The following is a 20536-nucleotide window of genomic DNA, read 5'->3' as shown; positions in this document are numbered from 1 at the left end:
TATACAGTACACGGACAATAGCAAGCCCATTCGCCTTGGCACCAGATGCTTTTTTGAATACAGAATTCACAAAACACGGAAAGAGAGGCTCCGAGTGGCTCTGAAACAGATAAAAACACAGCGCAGACGGCTGGCGGACGAGGTTTATGATCAGTTGGTCGAAGCCATAATGAGCCGCGAAATCTCTGCCGAAGACCGATTGGTTCAGGAAAAGCTGGCAGCGGAACTGAACATCAGCCGCACCCCGGTTCGCGAGGCTTTGATGCGGCTGGAAACCGAAGGTGTTCTGGAAGTCGCCGCAAGCGGTGGTTTCCGGCTGGCCCGCATGGATCAAGCCGAAGTCCGGCAGCTGTATCAGGCCCGCGCCGCAATCGAAGGTCAGGCCGCCCGGATTCTTGCGGCCCACGCAGACCCCGCGGTTCTGGAGGGTTTGCGCGCGCTGATTCGTCGTGAAGAAAACTTGACCAATCCTACGACGCGCGACTATTTCATTGCCAACCGGCGCATTCACCGCGCCTTCATGGTTGAAGCGGGAAACAAGTTCCTGCTGGACATGTTCGACATGATCTGGGGCAAGGCCATGGCCTTTCACCTGTTTTCCGCAATCGAAAATGTCGATATCTCACAGTCTCTGGGTGATCATCAGGCGCTTGTCGACGCGATTGAAACCGGAGACGTGACAGAAGCACTGGAAACCTTTACCGCCCATATTCAGGCCGGGTTCGATTTGCAGATCGAGGGGCTGAAAGAAGCGGACAACGGCTGACGCACGGAACCGTCGGCAGGGCGGACCGCGCCGGTTCGCCTGCCTGAAACCGGCTCATGCATCGCGGGCAATGCCACCAAGTATCCGCGCGCTGTTCTGACGGCTTCATGACAAAACGGTCATTTTCGTCTATTATTGAAATCTCTCATTACAAAGACCCTCCGATTCCATCGGAGTTGATATTTGGACGACACATTTTTCCACAGGCGGTCCCAAGTCGACTATTCGACCACCTCAGATTCCGGAGAGAGAAATGAGTGCTGACGAAAACGACAATCGCAAAGAACACGATTACACCGAAAGCGAAAAGACAGATCCGGAATGCCGGTCTGTCGATGACAGGCTGACCGCGATCGAGCAGCGCCTCGACCAGTTGATGCGCGTCATGGAACCAGGCCCGGAAGACAGGCTGGAAACCGTCGAACATCGCGTGGACGCGCTTTTGACGTCCATCGAATCCCTGGGCGAGTTGGGGGATCATTCTTCTGGCTTCAATCCCACGTCCACCGGTCCTGCCTTCGGCTTCGTTGACGCCGGCAGCGTTGGGGCCCCGACGCGCCGCACGTTCAGCTGGGCCAAAAATTGCTGCAAGAATTGGTGCAGCATCCGTGCCAGCAGCAAAGGGTGCCATCCAAACGCCTGCTGAATGGTAAATCTCGCGTGGCGGAGAATTTATTTTGTTCAATGTCTATTTCATCAACGCGGATTGAAGCGGCAATACAGTCCATTGCAGGGTCGATTGTGGCGGCCCCGATCAGAACTGATGCTATCGGACTGGGAAGCGCCGTCGCCGGAGAGGCGATGGCATTGCTGGCGGCAGACAAGTTTCTGAAGGATGATCGCGTGCGATCCGCCGCGTCACGTCGCCTTGCGACCATCTGGGCTTGCGACCGAGACCTGCGCGGAGCCCCTGTTTCACTGTTCGATGGCCGCGCCGGCCTTGGGTTGCTGGCCTGTCATGCTCTGGACGCCAATCCAAACGATCCCGAAGCGCAACTGGCGCTTGACCGTGCCCTGCGTTCGGTTGCGCAACGCCTTCTCGAAGCCCCCTGGATGGGGCATTTCGATCACGTGTCCGGTCTTGCGGGTATATCCGTATTTTTGTGCGAACCGAAATCCCGGACGGCCCGTCTTGGGGGAAAGTCGCTGTGCCTGCGTTTAGCCGAGGAGCTTTGGAGGCACTCGGCACGCACAGAACGGGGGCTTGCGTGGACAGAACCTTTTTCCTCTCCGGAAGACGAGACCGGCCCCCTGAAGACAACGCGGTACCTCGTCAACATGGGGCTGGCGCATGGTTCTCCTGGCGCCGTTCTGGCTCTGGCTCGCCTGGGTCGGCGGCACGCGTTCACACCGCGACACATCGAAGACCTCAAAGACGCGGTCCTGTTTCTCCTTTCGCACCGGGGCGCGTTTTCAGACAGCGGCCTGTCATCCTGCTTTCCCTGCATGTCAGCGCTCAGTCATGCGTGGGAGGTACCGTCACGTCTTGCGTGGTGTTATGGCGACCTAGGTATCATATACACCGCGCTCGCGGCGGCGAGGCTGGTGGGTATGGAGGACGAAATACGCGATGTCGCATCGCGGGTTCTGGTATCCTGCGTCGACAGACCTATTCGTGAGACAGGTATCAATGACGGCGGGCTGTGCCATGGCGATGCCGGAATTGTCGTGATGGCCCTTGCCATTCGATCGCTTTTTCCCAACGCGGACGTCGATCCCCTGATCGAAAAGCACGCCGAACGGCTTTTGTCCCTCGTTGAACGGGAGTTGAGCCCGGACGGGCTTCCCGCGATCGGCGCAGGCTGGAAGACGTTTCAATCGACGGATCTTTTGACCGGGTCGAGCGGCGTTTTGTTGGCACTGCTTGCCCTAAGGGACACGGGTTACCTCGGATATCTGAAGTTCATGGGGCTGGATGTTGAACAGAATGTCCACTGCCCGTCCCATCCGAAACCGCACAGCTCTCGTCCGTTCCTCGGAATTCGTGTTTGTACGCGTTCACCGCAGCACGATCTTGGCGGAGTCACAAAAAGCACCCGAAAAAAGGATCTGGAAAAGCGTGCTTCAGATTTAATTCGCGATCCGGCCTTTGCCGTGTCGCTGTTCATTGCACGACCCGGTTTCTTTTCGAAGGTCATGCGGGAACTCGAGAAAGGCGAAGGCCTCTCCCCCGCAGTCCTCGGCACATTGTATCGGTTTGTTTACAGAATGTGTTTTCGCCCGACGCCGTTCGGCGCATTCGCGGCAGTGGGCACGGCAGTACCTGTTGCAGGCAAGGGCATCGTCACCGTGGCCGACCACCATCTGGATATGGATCTGGACTGTGGGTTTTTGTCCCATATTGCCGCCGGACTCGCCGAAACGCAAAGCACAAGGGTGAGGTGCAATCCATCGGCCTGGTGGGAACAGGACGTTCTGCACTGGATAACCAACGGTGATCTCGACGGCCCTTGGAACCACGAACAGATCATTGCAGCGGCGGATTCCGATCTGGCAGAGTTCATCTTTGATGTCGATTCCGTACCGATTTCCGATCTGGAAACGGCCCTTAAAGACCGCTCTTTCAAATCTGACGTGACGATCTCGGATCTCTGTCGGTCCGAGGCTCTGATACCACGGAAAGACCCAATACTTCTGGGGCATGATGCAACCGCCAGAACCCTGAAGCGGCTGGAAAGAGATATGACCGCCCGCCAAAAGAGAGGCTTGGCGGCGCTCGGGCATGCTCTTGATGCCGCGCGTGAAACCCCTTCGATGATCGCGTTAAAGCAACTGAGGCGAACAGCTGACTCTTTCGCCCCGGGTTGGAGAGGTGATTTTCTGCATGTCGATGCGCATTGCGTCGGCACGTTGGAAACACCACTGCGCGCGGTGCAGGCACTGACCGACGCATGGAACATTTTGGAGAAGATCGGCTTTCGCGTGCCAAAGCCAAACCGTTTTCTGGAATTTGAACGGCGTTTCCTTGACCGTTACGGTGACCGCGCCGTGTTGCTGGGTCAGGCCGTGGATGCCGAAAGCGGGCTTGCATATCTCGGCATGCCGCTGCGGATGGATTTCGTTACAGGTACGGGGTCGTCAAGTGATGCCCCTAGGCAAAACCTTCAGGAGTTTCCGCTGGAACCCGATTGGGAGGCACGCAAGTGGGTGCTTTGCGCGCAGGATATCGAGATCCTGCATGCCCGCAATACGGATCAGGCCCCTTTCGCCATCCAGGATGGCGTTCTTCTGAGCAAAGTAGGACGCAGTGTCGGGCACAACCCCGTCTGGACGGCCTATCCCGAAGGTATTTTCCCGGGCGGGCCCAAGGCGATTTTCGGCCGTTTCTCAAGGCGAAATCAGTTGATCGCAGACGCGTTGATGCAACACAGCCCCACGCGTGAAGAGGATTCGACAATTGTCGAAGCAGACATCCTGTGCGCTACGGACCCCCGGTCATCAAACATCCTCAGACGCGCCAGCCTTTCCCGGTATGTCATCGAGATCCTCGGCGACAGCGGGTTACCGCCCGAACTGAGGATTCCGCTGCACGATCTGTGGATTCGCCACGATGGCAGTCGGTTCCGACTGTTCTGGGGCAGCCAAGGCGTCGAGGTCATTCCACAACTGCACGCTGCCCACCAAAGCCCTCCCGGGGCGCCGGCTGTCTATCTTCTGCTCATCGACATCGCCATGCACATGCGGCAACCGTCGGTGATCTGGTCGTGGCAATCGCAAAGCAATCGGAACCGGCTGCCCAGGGTCTGTGCTGGAAATGTGGTCCTTGCGCCGCAACGGTGGCGTCTTTGCATCCCGACACAGGTGGTCAGGTCGGGCAAAGCGGAATTCTGGCTGGAAGCCAACCGACAAAAACTGGAATTGCCGCGATACGTGGCCCCTACGGATGAGGCCAGCGACATGGCCACGCCATGGGATCTGGACAACCCCTTTTCCACTGCGAACCTGATCAAGACGTTGAAAAAAGGGCCGCTTTCGATCTGCGAGTACCTTCCAACGCCCAAGGATTGGTGGATCGACTCGTCGCATGGTCGATTGGCCTCTGAACTGGTTTATGCCCCAGCAAAGCCAGTTGATACGCCCTTTGTCGAATACGATGCCAACCCGACCGCATGGCAACCGCTGGGGCACGGTACTGATGAGGCCGGGTCATGGTTGTATCTGCGGCTTTTCGGGGATGCCATGAAGCTGGAACAGTTCCTGAAACTGCAATCGAACAGGTTGGCGCTGTGGCAGAAACGCAATCTGATCGAGAACTGGTTCTTCGTAAGATATGCAGACCCGGAGCTTGAACTGCGCTTCCGCATCAAGTTTTCAAAGGATCATGACAGAGTTCTGAGGAACCGGGTGCTTGTTCACTTGCAGAAAACGGCCGGTGGATTGGTGGACAGGTTTCTTGTTGACGAATACCTGCCTGAAACGGCGCGCTACGGCGGAGAACTGGGGCTCGGCGCATGCGAGAGGATATTCGGCGCCGACTCGATCACTGCGCTTGATGTGCTCAACGATCCGAAGATCAGCCGGTCCAGACGGTGGATGGCGTCGGCCGCCAGTATCGACGCCCTGTTCGAAGATTTGGAATTGCCTACAGGTGTTCGGCTGGCGATCTCCGAGCGCTGTTCGCAAAACTACGGCGGCGGCCCGGCGTCGTGCCGGATTGCGCGTCGTGCTATTGGAAAGGAATGGAAAAGTGCGTGTGTTGTTCTGAGTGAGCTCGGGGTGGGCAAAGGCATTCATTCGCGGCCATCGCGCTGGAACGCACGTGCGGCCAGGCTTCATCCGGATCTTGGACGCCTTCAGCGAGAAGAACAGGATGGCCGGTTGGGAAGCAGCTTGGCCGACGTTCTGGGAAGCCTCGCTCATATGTCCATCAACCGGATCCTCCACTGGGGAACCGCCGCGGAAGAGGCGGTCATCCACGAGGCGCTGTGTCGACATTATCGAACCAAATTGAGCCACGGGTGGAAATCGTCCTAAGCGGCATGCTCACGGCAGCGGGTTGGAACCTGAACCGTCCGCCCGAAACATGGGCTGTCCACACATACCCCCTGCTCCCGAATGAAGCACCCGGCGCATGGGGCAAGGCAACGCGAACGGTTGCGCTTTTGACCTACAGCGGGACACCACTGAACCTGGATCGCACTTTTACAGCACGCGGCGTTTTGGGACCTGTCGACTTACCGCGTAACCTGCAAGCGCCGAAAGCGATTTTGCCACGCCGCCCCGTGGCACGGGGCTTAGCGCTGCTATTGCCTGATCGCGGTATTCTTCAGGCAATTTCTGCCTCTTGATATGGCGCGCGGCCGGAGAAAGCTCTGCCAAAAACCGCGCAGGGTCGCGGTGACTGAGGAAAGCACGGACTGCCGCGCCCCCGGTTTGCCGGTGGGCTGCCTCGAGAACCGGCACGCTGAACAGGCCGCTCGAGAGGTCTGACGCAAATGGGGTGCTGCCCGGGGGGCGGTCCAGGGCCAGTTCATCCTCGGTCAGCAGGTAAGCCAGGCCAAGATTCTCGCCATAGTCGCGAAGGGCGTCTGACAGATCGTTTTGTTCGGCAAGCATCGCACCGAGTTCACAAGGCAGTCGGAAGAATGCAGCCATGCATTGCCGCATCTGCGCGATGCGCTTTTCGACCGCCAGATCCGGTTGCCATGCGGTCCGAAGCTCGGACACCCGGCCTTCACAGGCCGAGGCCATGGCACTCAGGATTGATGGCACCAGATCCGGGCAGTCCCGTGCGCCGACTTCATGCGCCTTCGCCAGAAGATAATCACCTGTGAGTATCCCAAGCTTGTCGCCCCAGTTGGCCTTGGCGTCGGCTGCTACCGCCGCAGACTCGATCCCTCGAATGCCGCTTTGGGCAAGAAACCCCAGATACGCAAGTTCCAGCGCCGTGGCCGCGGCACGACGCCTTTTTGCCTCAACATCACCCAGATAGGACGTCAGCAAAAGCAACAGCGAAGGTCGAAACGCAACCATGTCAGCCCGCTTGCCCGCGAAGGACATGCGCGTCAGAAACGGCCAATCGGTGCGCACGATGTGATTGAGGCGTGCGCCCACATCGCGCAGGTCGTCCCCAAGCGGCATCTCGGGCACGCGTACAAGGGGCGACACGTCATCCAACATGGCGCTTTCCACATCACCGCCCGTGCCTTCAGGCACCAAAACGGCGCGGCGCAGCATGTTGTGGACCGGCTTGTCGCTTTCAAACGTATCGTCCAACACGCGCCAGATGAACTCGTATCGGCGGCTTGCGCGGTTCCCGAGCGTGAAGTACCCGGCAAAGCGATCCCCCAACAAAAGCGCATAGTCGTCTGCCGCCACCCAAGGGCCTGCCCCTGTGCGGAGACATCGATCAGTGGTTTGCGCTGCAAGCGCACCGGATTCCAGCGCAAAGCTAATTCCTTCGCCTGTAAACGGGCTGATAAGACCGGCGGCGTCCCCTACCAGCAACAGACCTGAATGGGCGGCGCGTTCCGGTGCGAAATCGAACCTCAGCGGTGCCCCCAAGGTCGTACCGGACAACTGAATGCCCGAATATTCCGGATAATCCTTTCGGAGCACGTCCAGAAATTGGTCGAACAATGTTCTGACATTGGTGTCAAACGCCCTGCAGAACAGCCCGACACCGACATTTGCAGTTCCCTTCCCCGTTGGGAATGCCCAGCCATAGGACGGCAACAAGTACCGGTCCGTAACATCAGTCAGCGGCAGCATTATTTCCAGCAGTGGCGGAGTGTCTCCGCAGCCATCGACATAACCGCGAAGCGCGGTGCCATAGCCTTGTTCCGGTGTTTCCCGCAATCCCGCTGCTTTCGCCAATCGAGACGCGGCCCCGTCTGCGGCGATGACCATGTACCCGGTCAGAACCACTGTCGTGCCATCCTGCATCCGAGCGGTGACACCTGTGACAGTCCCGCTTTCATCCGTTACCAGATCGTCGGCACGGCATTTCGGCAAGAAAGCCGCTCCTTCCGCGCGGGCCTGACGCAAAAGACAGTCATCCAGTATCAAACGGGGTACAACCAGCCCATAGTCGTCTTCGCCCTCGTATCGAAAATCCCGGTGGCCCCTGTTGCGCATATGGACACGCACACCTTCGACCTCCTGTTGATCTGTAAGCGCGGACAGGATGCCGAGGCGTTTCAGCTGAGAGATACCGGACCGGGTGATCCCGTCTCCACAGCTTTTGTCCCGAGGGAAATCCTCACGGTCGATCAGAATGACCTTTCGACCTCTCCGCGTCAGCTCGATGGCGGCAGCGCTGCCGCCGGGCCCCGCACCGACAATGATGGCGTCCCATGTCTCGGCGGCGGCTTCCGCAGGTGTCGCAAGCGGCAGATCCTCGGCAAGAGGGCCGTAACCGTCCATGTCAGGCCCTCCTTTCGACCGAAAGCCGGGCGAGGTTTGCCAGCGAGGCGCGCAGCACATGATCGTCAAGCCCCGAGATGACCGTGACGGCTGCCTCGGATTTGTCCCGCGCCAGCTGTTCCGTGGCTTCAACCGCACCCGAATTGCGAATGATTTCCACAGCACGCGAAACGTCTGCATCCTGCATTTCAGCCAGCCTCAACCTGGCCCGCAATTCATCGGCGGCCTGACCGTTCTGACCCAGGCACAGGAGCACCGGCATCGTATAGGCCCCTTCGCGCAGATCAGAGGCGGACCCCTTTCCAAGCTCGGTGCTGCTTGCAATGTAGTCCAGAACATCGTCGCGCAGCTGAAATGCAAGGCCGAGGCACTTTGAATAGGTGATCAGTGCGTCTCGTTCCTGATCACTTACGTCTGCCAACATCGCCCCCAGCGATGCGGCGAGAACAAACAGCTCGGCCGTCTTGCCCTCGAGCATTTCAAGATGCTCTTCAATGGTCCAATCGGCGTTGTAGGCGTTTTCTGCTTCGCGCAACTGCCCCAGACACAGCGCGGAACAGTGTTTGCCAGCCAGCTCAGAGGCTTTGGGGCTGATGGAATCCAACAGGTTTAGTGCACGGGCCAGAATGAATGTTCCGGCGAAGCTGGCGATGGGCGAAGACCAGCGACGGTTCACGCTTTCCGCTCCACGCCGAAGTTCGGCCCGGTCCATGACGTCGTCATGATAGAGCGACGCCACATGGATCATTTCGACAGCCGCCGCCGCCTGAATTGCGCGCTTGCGGCCTTCTGTGTCGGCGAGGCTTCGCGCGGTAAGCAGCAGAAGAATTGGCCGCAACCGTTTCCCGCCAGCGCCGATAAGCCAGTGGGCTATCTCTTCAAAACCCGGCTGGTCCGAGGCGACAGCATCCAACATGAATGCTTCAACCTGGGGTATCGTGGCCCGGATCTGTTCGTCCTGCAACCAGTCAGACATCCGCAATCTTGCGGAACTGCGCCAGCGTCTTCTGCAAACGCTTCGACCTGAGCGCCGCTTCAGAGTTCCTGATGAAACTGTCGTAGCCCTCGTGCAGTGCTGCGGACTCGGCGCGAACAACAATCTCACCACGGTGGAAAGCGTCCATTACGGTCATCCTGCCTTCGGAAATGGCCACGAGAGCTTCCGGTGAGATCGCGCCGACGCCCCGGCCTTTCCCTTTGCGTTTTTGGCTCGGGTTGATGTGAACTTCACCGCTCATCACCGAAACTTCGACCGACCCCATACCAAAAACACCAACCGTTGCACTGGCGCCCTCGTACTGCTTGACCAGTTCAGCATATTCCTTCTTGGCGTCCGCCTTGAAACCCGCCAAAGCATCTTCGGCCAGTTTTTCGACTGCCTTTGCACCCTCTTCCGGCTGCATCCGCTGTTCATAGTCTGCCACGTTCGTATCCTCCGTTCCAGAATTTCCAAATCAGACCGAGCCGACCGCCGCCCGAGCATCCACACGCCCGGCGCCCTGCTGCGTGGTCGGTGCGCCGATATCGACGGCGGTGGCCATGAGAACTGCCTTGATGTCAGCCGGCAGCAGTGTCGGGTTTCGCTGCAACATCAGCGCCGCGACCCCGGCGACATGGGGGCAGGCCATCGAGGTGCCGCTGGCCTCGAGATGAAGCGGATCTATCACCGTCGCGCCGCCATTCATGTCATTGCCGGTCGCCGATCGCGATGCCACGATATCCACGCCGGGGGCGGTGACATCCGGTTTGTCGCGTCCATCCGGCGTTGGTCCGGGACTGGAGAAACCGGCCATGTTGTCGCTGTCATCGCTTGCGCCGACGGTGATCACGCTCTGCGCAATACCCGGACAGCGAATGCGCGTGTCATAGGTGCCGCAACTGTCATTGCCCTCGTTGCCCGCGGCCACCACAAAGGTCACCCCGGCGGTCGAAGCCGCATCAGCGGCGACACACAAAACGCATGTTCCGTCCGGATCGACCCAATTGCCGTTTCTGTGCGAAAAGCCCCAGGAATTGGAAAGAACATCCATCCCGTCCGCGACGGCCTGTTGGATTGCCGAAACGCAGTTTGGAGCGTTCCCACTGCCAAACTGATCCAGCAGCTTGTAGTCGTGGATAACCGCCCCCGTGGCGACACCACGGAACGTCGCGCCATTGCTGGCGACAACACCCGCACAATGAGTACCGTGCCCGTTCAGGTCGCCCAACCCCTCGCCGGTAAAATCCTGTTGGGTGCCGAAATTTCCGGCAAGTTCGGGATGTGTCTGGTCCACGCCCGTATCCAGAACGGCAACATCCACTTCGGCACCGTTGATCCCGCTGGCTTCCACGACATCGGCATTGATCAGCGGACGACTGTTATCCAGGTCGATCAGGATCTGGTTTTTGCAATGAACTATCTTCATGACATCGGCGCGCCCCGCGATATCCGTAAGGCGCTGATCATCGGCAAGGACAACCAGACTGTGAGTCAGCCAAAACGACCGTTCGACCTCAATCCCCCGCTCTTCAAAGCTTCGGGCGATTTTGCCCACCACGTCTTCACCATGGCGTCGGTGTTGCATGATCGAACGGCGGCTCTGGCGCCGGTCGAACGCACGGGGCGGGCGATCCGGCGATGCCCTGCCGCTGCGCAGCGAGACCAGCACGCGATGCCGGGGAAGCTGGGCGGTTTCGGTTTGGCCAAGCAGGGCGTTCAGGCGCGCCTCTTTTCGGTTGGCCAAGAGGTCGCGCAAGATAATGCTGTCCATCTTCAAGATGGACTCGCTGCCAAACTCGGCACGAAGCTTCTCGATTTCACGACGTTCCGCTCTTTCGAAGCGATCAACGTGTTCCCGGCTTAACTCGGACATTTCGTGCTCCTTTAGATCATGGTCTTATGGGGTTTTCAGGAATGGCCTGACGTTTGGTGGAATGGGTAATCATCACCACGGAAGGATCGTTGGCCATTGTCGCGATGGCCCCGGGCGAAAGTTCGACGGCAACACTGTCGATCAGCCACAGTTCGGTAATCCCGACACCGCCCAGGCTTTCCAGGGTGCCGACCAGGGGCCGTGTGCGTCGGCGGAAATAATCTTCGCGTGCCTTCGTTTCGGCGCGCCGGAAAGAGGGCGCATTGCCTTCGGTGTCTGGCGCCAAGCGCAATATGACCTGCATCGAGTTCCCATCATCGCCGTCTGTTGCAGCCTTCGCCAATTCCGATCGCAGCTGAGTGTCCAGCTTGCCCCAAGCCGCCTCGGACAGGCCGAACGGATGAGGGCTGTTGGTTTCGGTCAAGGTTCTGTCCTCCGTGGTCGTCCCTGCACTGAACATGGCCGGTGCGACGGCACGGTCGAAGCGCGGATTCACGACAATGCCGGGCCCCGGTTCAGGTTCTGCCGAGGGCGTACTGCGCGGGTGTTCCGGCCGGAAACACAGTTCGATCAACGCCGCTTCCTGCGCGCGCATGGCGAGGGTCACCATACCGCTCGCCTGAACTTCGATAATCTGTACCCCCTGCTGCTGCGTTCCTGTCTGGGTCGTCAGGACATTGCCCGCCGCATCAAGTGCGATGATCGTTATGGGCTTTCCGCCAGCAAAGCTCAGCTTGAGGCGGGCCCAATCAGCAACGACCGGCAGATGGGCAAAGACACCGGCGATGGAAAGCAACAGTTTGGGTGTGCCTTGCGGCTGGAACCCGCCAATGATCTGAAGAAGGCTGCCCTTGGTCGGCAGGAACCGCACACCGCCGACGTTCAATACCGGATGGCGGGAAGGCAGTTTCTGGCCGCGAAAATCAATGCAACGTTCACGCGGGGGAACTTCCGGATCGGGCTTCGGCTGCTCCGGACAATGCGGCTGAATCGCGATGAAAGCGCAATCATCAATATAGCCAAGCGCATCGTTGCGCGGATCATCTCCGCTGAACTCCAGAAATACCGTCACGGCTTCGGCTTCCGCCGTCACGCGACCCCGCAATTGCCGCCAGGCACCGTCCAGATTGCCGGTCCACCATTCCACCCAGGGCGCCCGCGGATCATCACCACCGCGCGGATCCAACCCCAGAGCATAGCCGCCTGCGTCGCCGGCCTCCTTCGCGAACCAACATGAGAACTCATAGTCCCAACCCGGATTCGAACCCAGCGATTGCCACAGGCCGACACGAAGGCCGCGCTGCGCGATGACCCTTTGGGACCTGTCCCCGGTCCGGACGATGCAACCTTCGCAGTCAAAGGCATCGGCGGGGATCGGGGCCAATTGCGGAACGGGATTTCCCTTTCCGGCATGAAAGGCTGCCAAGTCGGTCAGCCATGCATAGGGTGTCCAGAAGCGACCGACATTGCCCGCTGGAAGCGAACGGAAACCATCTTCGAAACCAGGGTTCAGCAAATGCACGACCCGGACGGTCAGGTCATCCTGACCAAAGGCGCCATCGTCATCCATGACGGTACAGATGGCCCGGAAGTCACCACAGTTTTCATAGATATGTGAGGCGGTCGCCGTGCCTTCGGCTGCCGGTGGTTCATTCGTTTCCTCGATCAGGGCCGTGCGGGGTTCACTGCAATCGCCGAAATCCCACTTGGCCGTATGCGTGTCGCACCAGCCGGGATCCCGGAAATCGGCGACAAGCGTAATCGGTGTGCAGACATATGCATAAAGGTCCGGGCCAGCTTCGACTTCGGGCGGAACATTGGTCACGGTGACACGCAAGGTGTCGATGGCCTCGCCCCCGTTGACGTCGCGAATACGCACCGTGACGGTGTATTCGCCATTGTCGCACCAGGCATGGGTCACGGTCGACGTGCCTGTCGCCGCAGGAGGAGCATTGGTTTCAGAAATCACGCCGGGTTTGGGCGCGTGGTGATCACCGAAATACCACATGGACTCGTGGGTGTCGGGGTATTCGACATCTCGGAACCGTGCGACCAGAGTGACCTCTTCGCCCTCCTGCACCGTCAGATCAGGGCCCGCATCCACTGTCGGCGGCACATTTTCGACGGTAACAAGCGAGAAACTGCGACTGCGCGCGCCGCCCGGCTGGTTGATCGTCAGCGCATGTTTTGCGGTGTAGACACCGCTTGCAGCATAGACATGCTGAATCGAGGGCAATACAGCGGCCGGTGTTCCGTCACCCGGCAACCACTCGTACCCCGCGTCAGGATGTTCATTCGCAGCCGCAAGCGACATGGCCGATGCGGCCGCACCCGACCGTGCACCACCCGAATCCGCCGGGACGACATCCGTGGCTTCGCAACTGCTTATGACAGTGAAATCTCCGGCAATTTCAAGACCGTCGGTATCAATCACGATCGGGTCCGAAAATACCGCTTCGACCCGCCCGATCCTGGCAAGGTTCTCCGGCCAGCCGGTGATACCTGTGACCGTATTGGTAACTTCATCTGACAGGATTTCACTGCCCATGCTTTCGGCAATTCCCCGGACGACAAGGGCCACGATCACAACGACCAATGCGCCCAGAATTCCGAAAGCGCCGAATGACAATATCGCGGCGATTGCCGTCAGCACCCAAAGCAGCACGGATTCTTCGGGATCGACATCGCTGTCGATTTCAAAGTGATCCATTTGCTGCCCACCGGTTGGGCCCAGCGAACCGTTCGGCTGCCAGCGCAATCCGACATCATTGAAAAAGTCGGCATCCACATCAATACTGCCCAGGATCGCGTCTACGACCGTCACCTTGCCCGATATTCTGATCGCCCCGGCCCTGAGGCTCACGTCCAGATCGGTCAGCCGGACTTCGCGCCCGTCAGGTGTAAAGGTCTTCGGAAGGTCATCATCCGACAATTCGGCTTCGATGCGCGCCGTTTCAATCGATGCTTCAACCTGGGCCGCGCTGATGGCAATTGCAAAATCCCTGTCAGCAGGGATGAAATTGGCAAGCCCGCCTACGTCACCACCGCCATCATCGTTCAAGGCGATCGCCAGAAACTCGTTTGTCACGCCGACGGTGATACTGTCGACTTCAAACTCTTCGTCCGTTGCCTCTGGCCCCCAGATGTAAACGAAATCGCGGGCCTCAAGATCCTGATGAAAAAAGTCGCCGATGAATTCTTCGATCTCGGCTACTGTCGGGGCCGCAATTGAAATCTCGCCCAGCCCACTGGCCAATTCCTGCCCCCGCGACACCAGTTCGCTGGATATCTGGGCGTCGAGGTCAATCGCGACCAACGGGATCGCCGCCAGTTGATCGCGGTTGTCGATGTAATTGTCACCCTCTGGCCCATATTCCGGACCGGCGGGGTTGATCGCGTCCACGGTAACGATGGCCGCGTTTAAATCCGTGCGGAATTCCGAACCGACCCGATTGAATGGTGCCGTGATGTTGATCCGCGTTTCGATCCCCATGGGATCCTGAGGATTGAAAAAAAGCTGTACCGTCGGCCCAACGACAATGTTGAACATCCGCAGATAAACCGGCAGCGAAATTGTTATGTCACCGCCTGACACGGTGGTTTCAATATCGTGCGCCGCGTCCGAGGCGTCGTTGAAGATTTCCGCATGGACATCCGTCGTCAACGCTCCCAAGGCAAATTGCAGCTCGGTCTCATCGATGACATGGGGGATGGAGGGAAAGGCCGGATCGATCGGTCCGCCGGGGCCACCGTTCTCATAGGCTTTGTCCACGAATTCACTTGCGAACAACTCGATATTGGACGCAATCGGATCGCCGCTGGTCAGCGTGGCGGACACCTGGTTGCGAGGCAGGCCATCCAACAGCCATCCCACATCCTGACGCCCGGGAATTAGACCGATCGGCGCAGCCGCAGCAAGATCGGCCGTCATCGTCAGCATTTGCGCCGATGGAACCGGGGGGTTTTCGATTTCGATCTGGATCAGGACACCAAGTCGAATTTCGGCACCGGTGATGTCCGGACGCAAGCTGGCGTCCAACTGGTCTTCGGGTATCTGAACAGACCCGTCAGCGACGACAAAACCGCCAAAGGTTTCACCTGCGGGAACATCCATGAATTCGGGAATGCGGCCTTCATCGCCGGGATCATCGTCGCATTCCGCGGACTTCCACGCCCCCCGAATGACCTTTCGCAGGACCTCTTCTGAGGCTTCGACGACAACTTGGTATCCTCTTGTATTTGCCATCCTGACGTCCTCGGTGTGACGGCGCGAGGAAATCGCGCCCGGGTGTCTTCAAGCAGTGCCGGTGACAACGGCGCGGGGCGTGATATTGACCAGCCTACGTTTCCCGGTTCGCACGGCACGATACAGCGCCTCAGTCGCAAAACGCGGTGTCGATGCATCAAGTTGCCGGTAGGCAAGTAACGGAGAGATGATTTTGTGCGCCTTGCCCAGCGCTTCCAGCGGATCAGGAATCTTCACGGGCTCAATCAAACTTGGATCGATCCCGGCGACGGATTTGCCTTTGGCTTTCCCAGGAAACCGGCGAGCGATTTCTGATGCCTTGACCTTGGCCACCTTCACTTTGGAGGTGGAATAGCGCACTTTTCGCATCGGCACGGACAAGGGAGACAGGTCAGGGCGTTTTGACGCCTCATCGACCAGCTTCAACTCGTCGAAAAGGACCACAGCCAGATCGTGTTCTTGCCCGGGGTCAAATTCATGCCCGGACGCGGCGAAAATCTTTTTCCGCAAACTTTTGCGTTCAACGATCTGTTTCTTGGAAAACCGCGCTCTGTCCTCCAGCTCAAGTCGGCCAGACAGGTCCAATTCGAACCCAAGCTCCTCAAGCGCCAACACGGGGTTAATCAGCGCAGCACGAGCAAGCTCTGGGGTGACATTCAAACGGGCAGCAATATCATGCACTGCTGCTTGAACGTCCTGAAACGTAGCCATAGCAGCCTTCCAATTACGAAATAAACGTAACTCTTGAACGCTTGGAACTGATAGATAGATACTTTGGGAGTCTGCCTTCACGATATATTTTTAAAGCGATTCCGTCAATGAGCCGGAGACGCAGCAAGGCTGACTTCAACCCGATCGCGTAACGTTATTTGTCGCGTCGCTGGTTTTATCGGACGGGTTTATCGTGAATTTTGCGGCCTGGAATACAGGCCCTGACCAACTATCGATAACAGCAGTGCGGAACCTTCCCGCGCCACGGCCAGGGGCGTTGGTTTCAAGCAAAACCGCCAATCGTGACGTTCGACGAATTGTCCACGCAATCCGCGGCCCCGCGCCTTCTATCCGTCCACAACACCTCGCGCCCCTCTTCCCCCGGACCACATCACCTGCCATAATGGGGGAAACTCAAAAACAAGAGCAGCACCCATGCCCGACGATCTGTTGACGCCAGAAGCGACCACAACTTATGACGCCTCCTCGATCGAGGTGCTCGAAGGTTTGGAACCGGTCCGCAAGCGACCCGGCATGTATATCGGCGGCACGGATGAGCGCGCTTTGCACCATATGGTGGCCGAGATCCTCGACAACTCGATGGACGAGGCCGTGGCAGGCTATGCCAACCGGATCGAGGTGGAACTGCACGCCGATTACGCCCTGACCGTACGCGACAACGGGCGCGGCATCCCGATCGATCCGCACCCCAAGTTCCCGGACAAATCCGCGCTCGAGGTGATCCTGTGCACATTGCACGCGGGCGGCAAGTTCTCGGGCAAAGCGTATCAGACCTCGGGTGGTCTGCACGGCGTGGGCGCTTCGGTGGTGAACGCGCTGTCGGATTCGATGGTCGTACAGGTGGCGCGCGACAAGACGCTGTTCGAACAACGGTTCTCGCGCGGTGTTCCGCTGGGCCCTGTGGAAAAGGTCGGCGCCGCCCCCAACCGGCGCGGCACGACCGTAACCTTCCACGCGGATGAGGAAATATTTGGCCACCACCGGTTCAAACCGGCGCGCCTGTTCAAATCGATCCGGTCCAAGGCCTACCTGTTCTCGGGTGTGGAAATCCGTTGGAAATCAACCATCGACGACGGTGAAACCCCGACCGAGGCCTCGTTCCACTTTCCCGGCGGCCTGTCGGATTACCTGAAAGAGACGATGAACGGCTCGTCCACCTATGCCGAGCAACCTTTTGCGGGCACCGTCGATTTCAACGAGAAATTCGGCACCCCCGGCAAGGTCGAATGGGCGATCAACTGGACACCGTCGCGTGACGGGTTCATCCAGTCCTATTGTAACACCGTTCCCACCCCCGAAGGCGGCACCCATGTGGCCGGTTTCTGGGCCGCGATCCTCAAGGGGATCAAGGCTTATGGCGAGTTGATCAACAACAAGAAGGCCGCCCAGATCACGCGCGACGACCTGCTGACCGGGGGCTGCGCGCTGGTCTCGTGCTTCATCCGCGAACCGGAATTCGTCGGCCAGACCAAAGACCGCCTTGCCACGGTCGAGGCGCAGCGGCTGGTGGAAAACGCGGTACGCGACCATTTCGACAACTGGCTGGCCGCCGACACGAAATCCGCCGGCGCGATCCTCGACTTCCTGATCCTGCGGGCCGAAGAACGCCTGCGCCGACGGGCCGAGAAGGAAACACAACGCAAGTCCGCCACTAAAAAACTTCGTCTTCCCGGCAAGCTGGTGGACTGTTCCAGTTCAACACGCGAAGGCACCGAACTATTCATCGTCGAGGGCGACTCGGCCGGCGGCTCGGCCAAAATGGGGCGCGACCGCAAAACGCAGGCCCTGCTGCCCTTGCGCGGCAAGATCCTCAACGTGCTGGGCGCGGCCAGTTCGAAACTGGGCACCAATGCCGAGATCAACGACCTGACGCAGGCGCTGGGCGTGGGGCTGGGCAGCAAGTTCAACCTCGACGATCTGCGCTATGACAAGGTCATCATCATGACCGACGCGGATGTGGACGGGGCGCATATCGCGTCCTTGCTGATGACATTCTTCTTTACCCAGATGCGCCCGATGATTGACGCGGGTCACCTGTACCTGGCCTGCCCGCCTTTGTACCGCCTGACCCAGGGTGCCAAACGCGTCTATTGTCTGGACGAGGCCGAGCGCGACGAGTGGCTGAAGAAAGGTCTGGGCGGCAAGGGCAAGATCGACGTGTCCCGCTTCAAGGGGCTGGGCGAGATGGACGCCAAGGACCTGAAAGAAACCACGATGGACCCGGCATCCCGGAAATTGATCCGGGTCACCATCGACGAGGACGAACCCGGCGAAACCGGCGATCTGGTCGAGCGCCTGATGGGCAAAAAACCCGAACTGCGGTTCCAGTATATTCAGGAGAACGCGCGGTTTGTGGAGGAGCTGGATGTTTAGACTGGTTCACCTTTTGCTAACCAGTTGAAGATTTCTGCCAAAAGCTCACTGGTTGGATACTGTCTGATTTCCTCTTCATCAGCACCCTCTGCGAGCTTCTTTTCCCAATACCACTCTTGGAAATCCGAGTACTTACCCCAGATGCGTTTTGCCCCAACGGGATCAATCTCAGCTTCTGAAACCAGCCAATTGCGAACATGTTTCACGGCATTCTGCGGAGCCATTTGATCGTCAGTGCCGTAAGCTTCAATGTCGCAACCGGAAATATCTGAAAGAGCGGCTTGGAAACGGTAACGTTTTTCTTCTAGAATCAGGAATTTTTTCTTTTCCCGACCATCACCAAAATATTGACGGCATCCAAAATCAATCCCGAGCTCAAATGGCATGTTAAGCCTGAAGTGCTCACCTTCTCGTTTGGCTTGGCAGCGACTTAGATCGTGAATTGAGTATTTCGAGCACTCGATCAAGCTGCGAATTTTCTCAAGACGATTTTCGCCACTATCATTCCGCTCTGACGCCAACCTGGGCCTGAGGCCCAGATAAGCTATGCAAAACATTATTGCTTGTAGTATTGGCTCAAAATCTTCATCAAACGGGCAGTTGATAAAAACACAACTTTCAAAAGGATATTCAGGCAATACTTAGCCTTTCGACTTCACTGGATCATTCCCATATGAATCGCGTTCTCGAATTCTACCATCGCGACCGTGAATATAGAGTTCCGTGCCCTGGTTTTTGGCAATTTTCCGAGCTTCACGTATTGCTTCACCCTGCGTAGTGTAAGTGCTCGTAACTCTTGACGAACCTGCTTTACGCACGCTCCATTTGCGTCCATTAGGCACAACGTGCTGACCTTTGGCTGCCATATCCGACTCCTAGCCTTTGTTACGTGTCCCTGTGCCTAAGATATGCCAACTAATTTCCTACTCCAACTACGAACAGCAAATAACTTAACAATTTGTGAATAAAATTAAAAAGTTGATGCGGAAGCGGGTCGGTCGCGTGCTTGATGCTTTGCATCAAGCATTGGATGGACAGGAAGGCACACCGACCTCACACGCGCCCTCAAAAAACCAAAATCTACTGCAATTCAAATCCCTTCGGTTTACTAATCAAACCAAGACCCGGCTTCCCTGTGACAAGCTGGCTTGGATTTAACGATTAAGGATTTGCAATGGCCCGCCTTTATGACAGTCGAAAACGTGTTCTTGTAACCGGTGGGGCAGGGTTTCTGGGCTCGCATCTGTGCGACCGGCTTCTGAATCAGGGGCACGAGGTTCTGTGCGTCGACAACCTGTTCACCGGCACCAAGCGTAATATCGACCATCTGCACAATAACCCGCGGTTCGAGTTCATGCGCCATGATGTGACCTTCCCTTTGTTTGTGGAGGTCGACGAGATCTATAACCTCGCCTGCCCGGCCTCACCCGTGCATTATCAGCACGATCCGGTGCAGACGACCAAGACCAGCGTTCATGGCGCGATCAATATGCTGGGTCTGGCGAAACGGCTGAAATGCAAGATCTTTCAGGCCTCGACCTCCGAGGTCTATGGCGACCCGACGATCCATCCGCAGACCGAAGATTATTGGGGCAACGTCAACCCGGTTGGTCCGCGATCCTGCTATGACGAAGGCAAACGCTGCGCCGAGACCTTGTTCTTCGATTACCACCGGCAGATGGGGTTGGAGATCAAGGTCGCCCGAATCTTCAACACCTACGGGCCCAGAATGCACCCCGCCGATGGGCGCGTCGTGTCGAACTTCATCATGCAGGCCCTGACGGGTGATCCGATCACGATCTTTGGCGACGGTACGCAGACCCGGTCTTTCTGTTACGTGGATGATCTGATCGAAGGGTTCATCCGCCTGATGGAGACCGGCGCGGACGTGACCGGCCCTGTCAATCTGGGCAATCCCAACGAATTCTCGATGAACGAACTGGCCCGCGAAGTGCAGGCCCTTGTGGGGGCCGAGACTCCTGTCAGTTTCAAGGAGTTGCCAGAGGATGACCCGAAACAGCGCCAGCCCGATATCACACTGGCGCGCACCCTGCTAGGCTGGGAACCCAAAGTGCAACTGAAAGAAGGATTGCACGCAACCATCCGGTATTTCCGAGACCTTCAGGCCGAAGTCGAGACCTAGGGCCAAGGCCCGGTTTAAGATCCGGGCACGCCCCCAGCCCCTGTCCTGCCCCGGCGCTT

Annotated in this window: 14 protein-coding genes; 6 read left to right on the top strand and 8 right to left on the bottom strand. The window is 58.2% G+C overall.

What is annotated here, in order from left to right:
* The first annotated feature begins 94 nt into the window (after positions 1 to 94).
* The 3 genes from ACR3E6_RS10855 (at position 95) to ACR3E6_RS10845 (ending at position 5740) form a co-directional block, all read left to right on the top strand.
* The gene (locus ACR3E6_RS10855) at positions 95 to 766 is read left to right on the top strand and encodes a GntR family transcriptional regulator (RefSeq protein WP_171633543.1); all 672 of its coding nucleotides are present in this window, start codon (positions 95 to 97) and stop codon (positions 764 to 766) included.
* A 253-nt stretch (positions 767 to 1019) separates the two neighbouring features.
* Positions 1020 to 1412, top strand: a complete 393-nt coding sequence (locus ACR3E6_RS10850) for a hypothetical protein (protein WP_171723560.1) — start codon at positions 1020 to 1022, stop codon at positions 1410 to 1412.
* A 38-nt stretch (positions 1413 to 1450) separates the two neighbouring features.
* Complete coding sequence (locus ACR3E6_RS10845; protein ID WP_480487105.1) at positions 1451 to 5740, top strand: thiopeptide-type bacteriocin biosynthesis protein; 4290 nt, start codon at positions 1451 to 1453, stop codon at positions 5738 to 5740.
* Between the two features lie 168 nt (positions 5741 to 5908).
* Here ACR3E6_RS10845 and ACR3E6_RS10840 read toward each other — a convergent pair whose 3' ends face one another.
* The 4 genes from ACR3E6_RS10840 to ACR3E6_RS10825 are packed head-to-tail and all read right to left on the bottom strand — an operon-like array spanning position 5909 to position 10536.
* Positions 5909 to 8131, bottom strand: a complete 2223-nt coding sequence (locus ACR3E6_RS10840) for a geranylgeranyl reductase family protein (protein ID WP_480487103.1) — start codon at positions 8129 to 8131, stop codon at positions 5909 to 5911.
* A 1-nt stretch (position 8132) separates the two neighbouring features.
* Positions 8133 to 9107: a polyprenyl synthetase family protein gene (locus ACR3E6_RS10835; protein ID WP_480487101.1), complete on the bottom strand. Its 975-nt coding sequence runs from the start codon at positions 9105 to 9107 to the stop codon at positions 8133 to 8135.
* Positions 9100 to 9555, bottom strand: a complete 456-nt coding sequence (locus tag ACR3E6_RS10830; RefSeq protein ID WP_171633556.1) for a hypothetical protein — start codon at positions 9553 to 9555, stop codon at positions 9100 to 9102. The genes ACR3E6_RS10835 and ACR3E6_RS10830 overlap by 8 nt, the downstream gene beginning before the upstream one ends.
* 30 nt (positions 9556 to 9585) lie before the next feature.
* The gene (locus ACR3E6_RS10825) at positions 9586 to 10536 is read right to left on the bottom strand and encodes a S8 family serine peptidase (protein ID WP_480487099.1); all 951 of its coding nucleotides are present in this window, start codon (positions 10534 to 10536) and stop codon (positions 9586 to 9588) included.
* On the opposite strand from ACR3E6_RS10825, the gene ACR3E6_RS10820 reads away from it, so the two are divergent.
* A complete protein-coding gene (locus ACR3E6_RS10820) occupies positions 10522 to 10974 on the top strand; it encodes a hypothetical protein (RefSeq protein WP_171723565.1) in 453 nt (150 codons plus the stop codon). The genes ACR3E6_RS10825 and ACR3E6_RS10820 overlap by 15 nt on opposite strands.
* Positions 10975 to 10999: 25 nt before the next feature.
* On the opposite strand, the gene ACR3E6_RS10815 is transcribed toward ACR3E6_RS10820, so the two are convergent.
* Positions 11000 to 15229 carry a PKD domain-containing protein gene (locus ACR3E6_RS10815; RefSeq protein ID WP_480487097.1) on the bottom strand — a complete coding sequence of 1410 codons (4230 nt, stop codon included), beginning with the start codon at positions 15227 to 15229 and terminating at the stop codon, positions 11000 to 11002.
* A 48-nt stretch (positions 15230 to 15277) separates the two neighbouring features.
* Entirely contained in the window at positions 15278 to 16021 is a 744-nt protein-coding gene (locus tag ACR3E6_RS10810; protein ID WP_480487095.1) for a hypothetical protein, read from the bottom strand.
* Between the two features lie 354 nt (positions 16022 to 16375).
* Here ACR3E6_RS10810 and parE point away from each other — a divergent pair, with 354 nt between their 5' ends.
* Positions 16376 to 18334 carry a DNA topoisomerase IV subunit B gene (parE, locus tag ACR3E6_RS10805; protein ID WP_480487093.1) on the top strand — a complete coding sequence of 653 codons (1959 nt, stop codon included), beginning with the start codon at positions 16376 to 16378 and terminating at the stop codon, positions 18332 to 18334.
* Here the strand turns inward: parE and ACR3E6_RS10800 are convergent.
* Positions 18331 to 18972, bottom strand: coding sequence for a hypothetical protein (locus ACR3E6_RS10800; protein ID WP_480487091.1), 642 nt, complete (start codon positions 18970 to 18972; stop codon positions 18331 to 18333). The two genes, parE and ACR3E6_RS10800, sit on opposite strands and share 4 nt — an antisense overlap.
* Positions 18973 to 18975: 3 nt before the next feature.
* Positions 18976 to 19200, bottom strand: a complete 225-nt coding sequence (locus ACR3E6_RS10795) for a DUF2188 domain-containing protein (RefSeq protein ID WP_480487089.1) — start codon at positions 19198 to 19200, stop codon at positions 18976 to 18978.
* A 308-nt stretch (positions 19201 to 19508) separates the two neighbouring features.
* On the opposite strand from ACR3E6_RS10795, the gene ACR3E6_RS10790 reads away from it, so the two are divergent.
* Positions 19509 to 20477, top strand: a complete 969-nt coding sequence (locus ACR3E6_RS10790; RefSeq protein ID WP_480487087.1) for a UDP-glucuronic acid decarboxylase family protein — start codon at positions 19509 to 19511, stop codon at positions 20475 to 20477.
* Positions 20478 to 20536 lie beyond the last annotated feature (59 nt).

This window comes from Ruegeria sp. AL3, from assembly GCF_056536065.1.
The sequence above is the reverse complement of the archived record's forward strand: the minus strand, read 5'-3'. Positions and strand labels throughout refer to the sequence as shown.